We start from the raw sequence: 12,304 nt of genomic DNA, 5'->3' as shown, positions 1-12,304 counted from the left end.
GATATTCGGGGGTAGAGGGAGCCTGCGTCGGCGCCGACCCAACCCGAACCGACGGAGACAGTCATGAAGATGCTGACCACCTTGGTCGCCCTCGCGGCGACGACGGCCTTGCTCGCTCCGGCGACGGCGCAGAGCAGCTCCACCCACACGGAGTCGGTACGCTATGCCGATCTCGATCTCGCCCGGCCGGACGGCGTACGCGAGCTCGATCGCCGGCTGCGCACCGCCATCGAGAATGCCTGCGGTCCGATCTCCTCGGCCGATCCCGCCGGCAAGCGCGCGGTCCGCGCCTGCCGCACGTCGCTCCGCAACGCCGTCTCCGAGCGGCGCAATCAGGTGCTCGCCGGAATCGACCGCCCCGAACCCATCGTCGTCGCGCTGGCGCGGTGAGGCCGGACCGCAACCTCGGTTCGCCGCTTCCGCGCTGCGGGGGCCCGGCTGCCTCCCCTCCCAAGGATCGCAAGCCGGGCCTCCGCTTCTTTCGCCGAGGCCTGCACGGACAGGATCCTCCCCTTCGAGGGGATGACATTCACCGCGCCATGTAACGGTCCCTCAGCTCCAGCGGCCTCGCCGTGAGCGGCTGCTCCACGCCGCGGACGAACACGGCCCGTGGCTGCGACAGCGGCTCGAAAGGGTCGCCCGACCAGAGGACGAGATCGGCCTCCTTTCCCTGCTCGATCGAGCCGATGCGATCGGCGACCCCGAAGGCGCGGGCCGGGTTGATCGTCACCGCCGCCAGTGCCGCCGCATAAGGCAGGCCGTGCGCGACCGCATTGCCGGCGCCGTAGCGCAGCTCGCGGGCCCGGTGCGCCGCTCCGCTTCCCGCCTTGAGGACGATGTCGACGCCGGCGGCGTGGAGCCGGGCCGCATTGTCGAGCCGCGCGCCGAGCTCGGCGAATCCGTGCGGCAGGTTGGCGAAAGGGTCGACGATCACCGGCACCTGCGCGCGCGCGATCGCCGGCGCCACCCGCCACCCTTCCGATGCACCGTCGAGGATGACGCGCAGCCCCTGATCGCGGGCGAAGGCGAGGATCTCGACGATGTCGGAGGCGCGCTCCGCCTGCACGATGAGCGGCATCCTGCCCTCGGCCACCGGCACCAGCGCCTCGAGATCGGCGCGGGACAGGGTCTGCGGCCGCCCGCCCCCGCGATCGTAATCGCCGCGGTGGCGGGCGAAATGGCGGACGTCCTCGAGGATCGTGCGCAACGCCGCGAAGGCGGCCCCGCGGGCGCCGCCGGCGCGTTCCGCCCCGCCTTCGCCCATCTGAAGCACCATCGCCACGCGCGGGCGGGTGACCATGTCGGGGCGCTGGCCGAGGTCGATCACGGCGGCCTGGCCGGCGAACAGGCGCAACCGATCGCCGCCGCCCTCGTAGCGCGGCGTCACCACCGCACGCGTGATCCCCGCCAGCCGCGCTACAGGAAGCAGGATCGAATCCGGATTGAGCCCGAGCGACAAGTCGAAGGCGGCGCTGATGTCCGCGCTGCGGCTGGCACGGTCGGCGCTCGCCGGCACCTGGCTGACCTCGACCGCGCCGAGCGTGCTGTCGGCGACGACGAATCCCGGCGTGACCACCCCGCCGGCAGCGTCGACGATGCGCGCGCCGGCCGGCACCGCCAGCTCGGCACCGACCGCGGCGATGCGGCCGTCGCGGACGATCACCGTTCCCGCCGATATCTCTCCGGCCGGGCCGCCGGTGAGGATGCGCGCGCCGACGATCGCGACCGTCTCCGCCGCCGCCGCGCCGGGCCAGGCGGCGATCGCCAGCAAGGCGAGCAGCCGGGCGATCATCGGGCCGGCTCCTGGCCGGGCTGGCCGAGCAGGAAGTCCGAATGCCGCGGCTCCGGCCGGCTGCGGTCGTGGACGAGGGCGCCGTCGATCCAAACCCGGTCGGCGAGCGCATAGATGCTGAACGGGCTCGCATTCCACAGGACGAGGTCCGCCCGCTTGCCGGGCTCGATCGTGCCGGTCTCGCCGGAAATGCCCAGTGCCCGCGCCGGATTGGCGGTGATCCAGCGTATCGCCTCCCCTTCGCTGATCGTGAGGCCCGCGCGCCGTCCCGCCGACAGCGCCGCCGCCGCCTCCTGGTTCAGCCGCTGGACGAGGACGGCGTCGTCGGAATGGATGATGGCGCAGCCGCCGGCCCGGTCGACGATCGCGGCATTCTCCTCGATCGCGTCGAACACTTCCATCTTGTAGCCCCACCAATTGGTCCAGGTCGCGGCGCAGACATCGGCGCGGACGAGCAGGGGCGCGATCTTGTAGGCCTCGCTGGCATGGTGGAAGGTGCTGATCCGGAACCCGAATTCGCGCGCGACGTCGAGCATGACCGCCATCTCGTCCGCCCGGTAGCAATGGTTGTGAACCAGGATCTCGCCCTCGAGCACCCCGGCCAGCGTGTCGAGCTGGAGATCGCGCCGAGGCGGATCGCCGGTGCCGGTGCGCCGCCAGGCATCCCAGCGCCGGGCATAGTCGGCCGCCTCGATCCAGGCGCGGCGATAACCGGCGACATTGCCCATCCGGCTCGCGGGAGACCGGCCGCGTCCGCCATAGGTGCGCATCGGATTCTCCCCGCACGCGACCTTGAGCCCGTAGGGCGCGCCGGGGAAGCGCATCGCCTGCACGCTCATGGCTGGCACATTGCGGACGGTGACCGTGCGGCCGCCGAACAGGTTGCCCGATCCGGGCAGGATCATCAGCGTAGTCACCCCCGCCTCGCGGGCGAGGTCGAAGCCGGGATCCTGCGGCCACAGCGAATGCTCCGCCCAGACCTGCGCGGTATTGGGCTCGGTCAGTTCGTTGACGTCGTTCTGCGCCTCGACATTGTCGGGCTGCGACCAGACGCCGAGATGGGAATGGGCGTCGATGATTCCGGGTGTGACCCACCGCCCGCGCGCGTCGATCCGGCCATAGCCTTCGGGAACCGCCAATCCCGCGCCCACGGCCTCGATCCGGCCGTCGGCGACGAGCAGGGTGCCGTCGGCGATCTCCGCGCCGGTGCCGGTGAGGATCGTCGCGCCGACGATAGCCACCCGCTCCGCCGGGGCCGCCCGGTAGGTGGAGGGATAGGCCTCCACCACCGGATCCAGGCCGGCGCGCAGCGCCGCCGGCGCCGAGGGCGCGGCCGGAGGCGGCGCACCGGCGCAGGCGGCAAGCGCCGCGATCAGGGGCAGCAGGACGGTGTGGCGCATCAGCCCTGCGGCGTGATCGAGCGCATCACCGCCCCGTCCTCGCCGAGGAAGTCGATCGCCGAGGCGCCGTCCGGCGCGACCCGCATCCGGATGCGCGGCCGGCCCATCGCGTCGCTGAGCAGGACCGCCGATTCGCGGTCGCGGGTCTTTCCGACCCAGACTCGCTGGCGGCCGAACGTCCCCTCGGCCATCACCCGCTGGATCGCCGCGTCGCGCTCCGCGCCGGGCGGCATGCTCGTGATGCGCTGGGCGAGGTCGAAATCGAGCGGCGTGTCGGGGCGGTCGGTCACCACCATCCCGGCCCAGCGCCGCCCGCCCTGCTCGTTCTGGGTCAGCTGGATGACCTGGTCCTGCTCATATTGGTCGAAGCTGAGATGGCCGCTGCCGACGACGGTCCCGTCCGGAAGAGTCCGGCCGCCGAAGGTGAGGCCGCCATTCTCGGTCCCTTCGTCGTTCAGGAAGATCATGCCGGCGGTGCGGCGGCCGCTCGGATGCGGGCGCTCGACGCCCTTGATGTAGATTCCGGGGGTCCGGTCGGTGTTCGAGATGACCATCCGCAGCGTCCCGTCGGCCTCGCGCAGGTTGATCCGCTCAACGTCGATCTCGGTGAAGCTCGTCCGCTCGGGGCCGTCGCTGGCGACGGCGCCGCTGGCGATCGAGACAGCGCAGGCAACGGTCAGCACCGCCGAATAGAGGACCAGCAGCTTGTTCGAATTCATGGCTCGGCTCCTTGTGAAGGGGATGGCAGCACCGCCGGCAAATAGCGGTCGCGAAGCTCGGTCTGGCGCGATCGCATCGGCTGCGCCTCGCCGCGGATGAAGATCGCCGACGGCCGGCCGAGCGTGTCGAGCGGATCGCCGTTCCAGATGACGAGGTCGGCTTCCTTGCCCGGCTCGATCGAGCCGACCCGGTCGTCGAGGCCGAAGATCCTCGCCGGATTGATCGTCACCGCCGCGAGTCCCTGCTCCCAGGCGAGGCCCGCGGCGACGGCATTGCCGGCATTGTAGCGAAGCTCGCGCTCGCGGTGATTGCCGTTGCCCTGGAAGCCGACGAGCACGCCGGCCCGCTGCAGAAGCCGGGCATTGTCGAGCGTCGCGCCGAGCGCCTCGAACGAGGCCGGCAGATTGTCGACCGGAGTCAGCAGGACCGGCACGCCCGCTGCGGCGATCTCGGCGGCGACGCGCCAGCCTTCGGCGACCCCCTCGAGGATGATTCCCACTCGCTCCTCGCGGGCGAAGGCGAGCGCATCGCGGATGTCGGAGGCGCGGTTGACGCTGACCAGCAGCTTCATCCGGCGTTCGACGACCGGCACCAGCGCTTCGAGGTCGGCGCGGGAGAGCAGATAGTCGCGTGTCTCGCCGCGATCATAGGCCGCTCGCCGGCGGGCGAAGTCGCGGACGTCGGCGAGGATCGCGCGCAGGCTCGTCAGCGCCGCCCCGCGGGCGCCGCCGGCGCGTTCGGCGCCGTCCTCCCCCAGTGCCAGCACCATGGCCACGCCGCGGCGCATCAGCATCGGCTGTCCGCCGAGAGTCACCGCCGCCGCCTGGCCGGCGAAGAGCCGCTCGGCGCCGGTCCCTTCGGCATAGGTCGGCGTCGCGATCGCGCGCGTGATCCCGCTCAGCCGGGCAACCGGGACCAGCAGCGAGTCCGGGTTGAGGCCGTAGCCGGCGTCGAAAGCGGCGCTGATCCCCGGCAGGCGGGTGGCGCGGTCGTTCGCCGCGTCGACCGATCGCACCTCGATGAGGCCGAGCCCGGTGCCCGATGCGATCAGTCCGGGCGTGACGATGCGCCCGCCGGCATCGATGCGCCGGGCATCGGGTGCGGCGACATCGGCGCCGACTGCGGCGATCCGGCCGTCGCGGACGAGGATGCTGCCCCGCTCGATCGTCCCGGCCCGGCCCATCGTCGCGATCCGCGCATTGGCGATCAGGAAGGTCTCGGCCCGTGCCGGGCCCGCGGCCATGGCGGCGAGCGAGAGCAACAGCATCAAAGCGAGGCGCGCGATCATCGCGGCGCGCCCTGACCGGGCTGGCCGAGCAGGAAGTCGGATGGCGCCTGGTAGCGGGAATCGGCGCGGTCCCAGACCGCGGCACCGTCGATCCAGACCCGCTCCGCCATGGCATGGACGCTGAACGGATTGGCACTCCACAGCACGAGATCGGCCATCCGTCCCGGCTCGAGCGTGCCGACCCGGTCGGCGAGGCCGAGCGCCCGCGCCGGATTGGCGGTGATCCATTTGATCGCCTCGCCCTCGCCGATCGCGAGGCCGGCGCCGCGGCCGGCGGCGAGTGCGATCCCCGCTTCCTGATTAAGCCGCTGACCCAAGGTGGCATCGTCGGAATGGATGATCGCGCACCCGCCGGCGGCGTGGATCATGGGCGCATTTTCCTCGATCGCGTCCAGCGCCTCCATCTTCGAGCCCCAGCTGCTCGCCCAGGTGGCGACGCAGATCCCCTCCCGCGCCAGCACCGGGGCGATCTTGTAGGCCTCGGTGGCGTGGTGGAAGGTGCCGATGCGGAAGCCGAACTCCCGGCCCATGTCGATCATCACCGCCATCTCGTCGGCGCGGTAGCAATGGTTGTGGACGAGGATGTCGCCGTCCAGCACGCCGGCCAGGGTCTCGAGCTGGAGGTCGCGCCGCGGCGGTTCGCCACCGCTCGACCGCGCCCGCTCGATCCGCCGCGCATAATCCGCGGCCTCGATCCACGCCCGGCGGAACAGGGCGACATTGCCCATCCGTGTCGCCGGGGATCGGCCGCGCGCGCCGAAGGTGCGCTTCGGATTCTCGCCGCAGGCCATCTTGACGCCGTAAGGCGCGTCGGGGAACTTCATCTCCTGGACGGTGACCGCCGGCACGTTGCGCAAGGTGACCGATCGGCCGCCGAACAGGTTCGAGGAGCCGGGTAGCACCAGCAAGGTCGTCACCCCGCCCGCGCGGGCGAGGCGGAATTGGGGGTCCTGCGGCCAGACCGAATGCTCGGCCCAAACTTCCGCGGTGTTCGGGGCGGTGCCCTCATTATGGTCGCCGCTCAGCGGCGTCTGCGGAGAGGAGGAGACGCCGAGATGGGAATGGGCGTCGATCAGACCGGGCGTGACCCAGCGTCCGCGCCCGTCGATCCGCTCGTAGCCGTCCGGCACCGCGATCCCCTGACCCACCGCCTCGACCCGCCCGTCGCGGACGAGGATGGTGCCGTCGGCAAGGTCCGCGCCGGTGCCGGTGAGGATGCGGGCGCCGACGATGGCCAGCGGCGGCGCTTCCCGGCGCTGATAGGTGCTGGCGAAGGGCGCGTCGGCCGGCTGCGCCGCGGCGCCCACGGCAAGCGCGAGAGCAAGAGTGAGGCCGGCGAGCTTTCCGATCCGCTTCACGTCCGCTGGTCGCTCCCCGTCCCCCGCGCCGCGCGCACGCCGGCTCCTGCCTTGGACGACGCGCGGCGCGCGAGAATCCGCCACTGAACTTTTCGCCCCTCCGGATGGCGGATAGCCCGCGCCGGACCATCGTCGCTGGCAGGGCGGCCTTTCCTTCCACGGGCCGTCGAAGCGGGGTTGTGCCAAGTGATCGAGAACCGTTTCGCCCGTCGCGCCGCTGCGCTCTCGACGGCTTTTCCCGCTCCTCATTTTCCCTCGGAGCTCGGCGCGGACGTCATTCCCTTCGATTCCGGCTTCGCCGCGCCCCAGCTCCTTCCCGATCTCACCGGCTTCGCCGAGGCGGCGCTGACCGTTCATCGCGAGGAGACGCTGCAATATTCGGCGACCCAGGGTCAGCCGGAGCTGCGAAGCTGGCTTGCGGATCTGATGAACGGCGACGGCTGCGCGATCGGTCCCGAGAATGTCCTGATCGTCAACGGAGCCAAGCACGGGCTCGAGCTGATCTGCCGGCTTCTGCTCGACGAAGGCGATTCGATCGTCGTCACCGCGCCGACCTATTTCACCGCCATTCCGATCTTCCGCAGCTTCGGCGTGGAGTTCATCGAGGTCGCCCAGGACGGGGAGGGACTCGAGGTCGAGGCGCTGGCGCGAGCGCTCGAAGCGCGGCGCACGGCCGGCAAGCCGGCACCCAAGCTCATCTACAATGTCGCGGATTTCCACAATCCGACCGGGGCCACCATGTCGGAGGCGCGGCGCCGCGCCCTCGTCGCCCTGGCGCAGCGTGAGGAGATCTTCGTCGTCGAGGACACGCCGTATCGCCGCGTCCGCTTCGAGGGCGGCGACGTGCCGTCCTTGAAGTCGCTCGACGAGAGCGGCATCGTCTTCCACGTCGGCACCTTCTCGAAGCTCATCGCGCCGGGCCTTCGCATCGGCTGGGTCGCCGCCGAGGCCGAGCTCATCGCCCGGCTGATCCAGCTCAAGTCCGATGGCGGCTCGTCGCCGCTGATGCAGCGGATCATCTACGAATTCGGCCGCTCGCCCGCCTTCGCCGCCCATGTTGCGCGCGTGCAGGAAGTCTATCGCGAGCGCCGCGACCGGATGATCGAGGCGGTCCGTCTCTGCCTGCCGGAGGCAAGGCTCAGCGTCCCCGAGGGCGGCTATTATGTCTGGCTGACGCTGCCGTCGCATGTCGATGGCGACGCCTTCGCCGCCCGCGCCGCGGCCGCCGGGGTCAATATCATCCCGGGCAGCAAGTTCTTCGCTTCGGCGGCGGCGCATCCTCGCAATGACCTGGCGCCTCGCCATCATGTCAGGCTGTCCTACAGCTATGCCACGCCCGAGCAGATCGATGAGGGCGTGCGCCGGCTCGCCGCGGTCTACGAGCCCGTTGCCGCCTGATGTCCCTGCCCCCGCAGACCGGGACCGCGTTCGTCGAGTTCGCCGGCGTCGAGAAGGTCTATGATGGCGGCGCGCCGGCGGTGGCGGGGCTCGATCTCGAAATCGCCGAGGGGGAGTTCGTCACCCTGCTCGGCCCGTCCGGGTCGGGCAAGACCACCACCTTGATGATGCTCGCCGGCTTCGAGGCGCCGAGCGCCGGCGACATCCGGCTGCAGGGCCGCTCGCTCGCCGGCAAGCCGCCGCATCGTCGCAATATGGGCGTGGTCTTCCAGAATTACGCGCTGTTCCCGCACATGAACGTCGAGCGCAACGTCGCCTTCCCGCTCGGCGTGCGCGGCATCCGGGGGGCGCAGGCCAAGGCGAAGGTGGAGGAGGCGCTCGCGCTCGTCGACCTCGACGGTCTCGGCGCGCGGCGCCCCGATCAGCTTTCGGGCGGCCAGCGGCAGCGCGTCGCCTTGGCCCGCGCCCTGGTCTTCGAGCCCGACATCGTCCTGATGGACGAGCCGCTCGGCGCGCTGGACCGCCAGCTGCGCGAACGGCTCCAGGTCGAGATCAAGCGCATCCAGCGCCGGCTCGGCCTCACCATCCTCTACGTCACCCACGACCAGGCCGAGGCGCTGACCCTGTCGGACCGCATCGCCGTCTTTGCCGGCGGACGTCTCCAGCAGGTCGGCAGCCCCAAGGCGATCTACGAGCATCCGCGCAATGCCTTCGTCGCCGGCTTTGTCGGCGAGAATAACGGGCTTCGCGGCATCGTCACGCGCCGCAACGGCTCGAGCTGCGAGATCCGAATCGCCGGCGATCTCGTCCTGCAGGCGACGCCGGTGGGGCCGCTCGCCCCCGGCGACGCGGTCACCGCCACCATCCGTCCCGAGCATGTCCGATTGGGCCCCGACCTCGCCGCGCCCTGCAACCTCTTCTCGGCGCGCGTCGACGACGTCGCCTATCATGGCGATCACAGCCGGGTTCGCGCCCTCCTCCCCGGGGGTGCGGCGGTCACCCTGCGCTCCGAAGAAAGGATCGAGCTCGGCGCATCGGAGCCGCTGACGATCGGCTGGTGCGCCGAGGCCTGTCTCGCTTTCGCCGACGGCGCGGAGCCGCGGCCATGAGGCGGCTGGCCGCAGCCTTCCGCCTGGCGACGCTCGGCGTCGCCTTGCTCGCGGCAACGGGCTGCACCGGCGAGCGCGAGCCGCGGCCGCTGACCGTGGTCGGATGGGGCGGCTCGTCGCAGGAGGCGCATCGCCGCGCTTACTGGGATTCCTTCACCCGGCGCACCGGCGTCCGCCTCCAGGAGGATAGCTGGCATGGCGGGGTCGGCGTCATCCGAACCAAGGTGCTCGGCGGCGACACCAGCTGGGACGTCGTCCAGGTCGAGACCGAGGACCTCATCCTCGGCTGCGAGGAGGGTCTGTTCGAGCCGATCGAATGGGCGGCTCTGAGTGGCCGCGACGCCTTCATCCCCGCTGCGGTCCACGATTGCGGGGTCGGCGCGATGCTCTGGTCCTATCTGATCGGCTGGGACGGCGACCGCATTGCCGGGCCGGGTCCGCGGAGCTGGGCCGACTTCTGGGACGTCCGGCGCTTTCCGGGCCGGCGGGGCATGCGCCGGACCCCGAAATACACGCTCGAATTCGCGCTGATGGCCGACGGCGTTCCGCCGGCCGAGGTCTACGAAGTGCTCAGGACGCCGGCCGGTGTCGACCGCGCCTTCCGCAAGCTCGAGGAGCTGAAGCCGAACATCGTCTGGTGGTCGTCCATCTCCCAGGTCCCGGACCTGCTCGGCTCCGGGGAAGTCGCCATGTCGGTCACCAGCCCCGGCCGGCTGATCGTCGCCAACCGGAGCGAGGGGCGCAACTTCAGGGTAAGCTGGGACGGCAACATCTATGCCGTCGATTATTGGGTCGTCCTCAGCAACAGCCCGCGCAAGGCGGAGGCGGCGCAGCTGCTCCGGCACATGACCGCGCCCGAGAACCAGATGCGGCTTCCGCGATTCATCCCGACCGGCCTGACCAGCCGCCGCGCCGGCGAGCTGATCGACCCGCGTCTGCGGCTCGACACGCCGTCCGACCCCCGCAACATGACCAACGCGCTCGAGCTCGATGCCAGTTTCTGGGTCGAATATGGCGATCAGCTGACCCAGAGGTTCAATGCCTGGGTCTCCCACTGAGCGCGCCGGCGCGGCGCGGCGCGACTGGTGGCCCTTCGCGCTGGTCGCGCCGCTGATTCTCTTCCTCGCCGCGGGATTCCTGATCCCGGTGCTGATGATGCTGTCGCGCGGCGTCACCGATCATGAGCTCGCTTCCGCCTGGCCCGAGACCGCGCAGGCGCTTCGCGGCTGGGACGGTGCCGGCCTGCCGGACGAGACCGTCGTTCCGATCCTTGCGGCCGAGATCGTCGGCGCGCGCAAGGCCGGCCATCTCAACCTCGTCGCCAACCGCCTCAATTATGATCGCGTCGGGTCGCGCAGCCTCGTCTATCGAACGGCCGACGCCTTGGAGGGCGGCGCCCCGGCGCGCAGCTTCGCCGATCTCGCCCGCATCGATCCGCGCTGGAGCGAGGCTGGGCAGTGGGCGTCGATGCGACAGGCCGCCGGGCCGCTGACCAGTTTCTATCTGCTCGCCTCGCTCGATCGCCGCCTCTCTCCCCAAGGGGCGGTCGAGCGGGTCGAGGCCGAGCAGGCGGTGTTCGTCGACATCCTGCTCCGGACCTTCAAGATCAGCGCGGTGGTCGCCCTGCTCTGCGCCCTGCTCGGCTATCCGGTCGCCTATCTGCTGGCGACCTTGCCGCCCCGCTTGGCCAATCCCTTGCTCATCCTGGTGCTTTTGCCCTTCTGGACGTCGGCCCTTGTCCGCACCACCGCCTGGGTGGTGCTGCTGCAAAGCGAAGGCGTGCTCAACGGCTTCCTCATCGGAGCGGGGCTGATCGAGGCGCCCTTGCCGCTCATATACAACCGGCTCGGCGTCTATATCGCGATGACCCACGTGCTGCTGCCCTTCCTGGTGCTGCCGCTCTACGGGGTCATGAAGGGCATCTCGCCGGTCGAGATGCGGGCCGCGAGCTCGCTTGGCGCCGGTCCGGTCGCGGCCTTCCTCAAAATTTATCTGCCGCAGACCCTGCCGGGCCTCGCCGCGGGGATGATCATCGTCTTCACCCTGGCGCTCGGCTATTACATCACGCCTGCCCTCGTCGGCGGCGGCGCCGACCAGATGGTCAGCGGCTCGATCGCCTTCTACACCAACCAGACGCTGAACTGGGGGATGGCGGCGGCGCTCAGCCTGCTCCTCCTGCTGCCGCTCGGGCTGATGCTGTTCGCGGGGCGCTATCTCGCCCGCACCGTCCCGGCATGACCCTCGTCACTCCCTATCGCTCGCGCGGGCAGCGCCTCGCCCGGACCGGCCTGATCGGCTTCGTCGCCTTGGTCTTCGCCTTTCTCGTGCTGCCGACGCTCGCGATCATCCCGCTGTCGCTCAATCCCTCCTCCTTCCTGGTCTTTCCCGACGACGGCGTTTCGCTGCGCTGGTACCGGGTTTTGTTCGCCTCGCCGGACTGGATGCGCGCGCTTCGCAACAGCCTCGCCGTCGCCGTCGCGACGACCCTGATCGCGACGCCGCTCGGCACGCTGGCGGCGATCGGCCTTGCCCGGATGCGCTCGCGCGCCAAGCCCGTGATCGCCGGCCTGTTCGCCGCGCCTCTGGTGGTGCCGGTCGTGGTCGTGGCGATCGCCTTCTATTTCCTGTTCGCGCCGCTCGGGCTGGTGAACGGCTTTGCCGGCCTGGTCATCGCCCATACGGTGCTGGCGACGCCGTTCGTCGTCATCGTCGTTCACGCGTCCCTGCAGGGTTTCGACTTCGGGCTGCTCCGCGCCGCGTCGAGTCTCGGCGCGCGGCCGTCCACCGTGCTCTTGCGCGTGCTCGCGCCGCTGATCGGCCCCGGCATCGCCGCCGGCGCCGTTTTCGCCTTCATGACCTCGTTCGACGAGACCGTGGTGGCCCTGTTCATCGCCGGCCCCGAGCAGCGCACCATTCCGCTTCAGATGTTCGAAGGGGTGCGCGAGCAGATCAGTCCGGCGATCACCGCCGCCGCCACCCTCCTCGTCATCGCCTCGTCGCTGCTGCTCGGCACCGCCGAGCTGCTCCGCCGGCGCGCCGAGCGCCTGAACCGCCCTCCCTCCTAATTCGGGGACGCAATACTAATTTCGCCGGCTCTAATTCGTATTGCGTTGTCTAATTGATTCTCCCTCTCCTGCGTTTTGGCCGACGGCTATGGTTGTCTTCGAGGTCACGGATCGGCTGTGGAGCCCGAGTTGATCTGTGCCTCATGATCGCGGTCAGGCGTAGGAAGGTGGATG

The 12,304-nt window shown here is 70.5% G+C and carries 11 protein-coding genes; 6 read left to right on the top strand and 5 right to left on the bottom strand.

All coding sequences use genetic code 11. The features are described from left to right. Nucleotides 1–63 precede the first annotated feature (63 nt). Complete coding sequence (locus DDE10_RS18585; RefSeq protein ID WP_114954299.1) at nt 64–390, top strand: UrcA family protein; 327 nt, start codon at nt 64–66, stop codon at nt 388–390. A 139-nt stretch (nt 391–529) separates the two neighbouring features. Here the strand turns inward: DDE10_RS18585 and DDE10_RS18580 are convergent, their stop codons facing one another. From DDE10_RS18580 to DDE10_RS18560, 5 genes are read right to left on the bottom strand one after another with little or no spacing between them, the layout of a single operon-like run. After that, the gene (locus DDE10_RS18580) at nt 530–1,792 is read right to left on the bottom strand and encodes an amidohydrolase family protein (RefSeq protein ID WP_114954298.1); all 1,263 of its coding nucleotides are present in this window, start codon (nt 1,790–1,792) and stop codon (nt 530–532) included. After that, on the bottom strand, nt 1,789–3,192 hold the full coding sequence (locus DDE10_RS18575; RefSeq protein WP_114954297.1) for an amidohydrolase: 1,404 nt from the start codon (nt 3,190–3,192) through the stop codon (nt 1,789–1,791). The genes DDE10_RS18580 and DDE10_RS18575 overlap by 4 nt, the downstream gene beginning before the upstream one ends. After that, entirely contained in the window at nt 3,192–3,911 is a 720-nt protein-coding gene (locus tag DDE10_RS18570) for a hypothetical protein (RefSeq protein ID WP_114954296.1), read from the bottom strand. Before DDE10_RS18570 ends, DDE10_RS18575 begins: the two co-directional genes overlap by 1 nt. Then, nucleotides 3,908–5,200: an amidohydrolase family protein gene (locus DDE10_RS18565; protein ID WP_114954295.1), complete on the bottom strand. Its 1,293-nt coding sequence runs from the start codon at nt 5,198–5,200 to the stop codon at nt 3,908–3,910. The genes DDE10_RS18570 and DDE10_RS18565 overlap by 4 nt, the downstream gene beginning before the upstream one ends. Next, a complete protein-coding gene (locus DDE10_RS18560; protein ID WP_162806725.1) occupies nt 5,197–6,558 on the bottom strand; it encodes an amidohydrolase in 1,362 nt (453 codons plus the stop codon). The genes DDE10_RS18565 and DDE10_RS18560 overlap by 4 nt, the downstream gene beginning before the upstream one ends. Nucleotides 6,559–6,744: 186 nt before the next feature. On the opposite strand from DDE10_RS18560, the gene DDE10_RS18555 reads away from it, so the two are divergent. Genes DDE10_RS18555 through DDE10_RS18535 form a run of 5 tightly spaced genes read left to right on the top strand, consistent with a single transcriptional unit; the run spans nt 6,745 to nt 12,130 of the window. After that, nucleotides 6,745–7,956 carry an aminotransferase-like domain-containing protein gene (locus DDE10_RS18555; protein ID WP_162806724.1) on the top strand — a complete coding sequence of 404 codons (1,212 nt, stop codon included), beginning with the start codon at nt 6,745–6,747 and terminating at the stop codon, nt 7,954–7,956. Continuing rightward, nucleotides 7,956–9,065 (top strand): ABC transporter ATP-binding protein, encoded by a 1,110-nt coding sequence (locus DDE10_RS18550; RefSeq protein WP_114954293.1) that lies wholly within the window; start codon nt 7,956–7,958, stop codon nt 9,063–9,065. Before DDE10_RS18555 ends, DDE10_RS18550 begins: the two co-directional genes overlap by 1 nt. Further along, entirely contained in the window at nt 9,062–10,123 is a 1,062-nt protein-coding gene (locus DDE10_RS18545) for an ABC transporter substrate-binding protein (protein WP_114954292.1), read from the top strand. The genes DDE10_RS18550 and DDE10_RS18545 overlap by 4 nt, the downstream gene beginning before the upstream one ends. Then, nucleotides 10,104–11,303, top strand: coding sequence for an ABC transporter permease (locus DDE10_RS18540; RefSeq protein ID WP_114954291.1), 1,200 nt, complete (start codon nt 10,104–10,106; stop codon nt 11,301–11,303). Before DDE10_RS18545 ends, DDE10_RS18540 begins: the two co-directional genes overlap by 20 nt. Beyond that, complete coding sequence (locus DDE10_RS18535) at nt 11,300–12,130, top strand: ABC transporter permease (protein ID WP_114954290.1); 831 nt, start codon at nt 11,300–11,302, stop codon at nt 12,128–12,130. Before DDE10_RS18540 ends, DDE10_RS18535 begins: the two co-directional genes overlap by 4 nt. Nucleotides 12,131–12,304: the final 174 nt, after the last annotated feature.

This window comes from Sphingosinicella terrae (assembly GCF_003347635.1).
Taxonomy (GTDB): Bacteria; Pseudomonadota; Alphaproteobacteria; order Sphingomonadales; family Sphingomonadaceae; genus Allosphingosinicella; species Allosphingosinicella terrae.
This window is presented reverse-complemented; position numbering and strand designations above follow the sequence as displayed.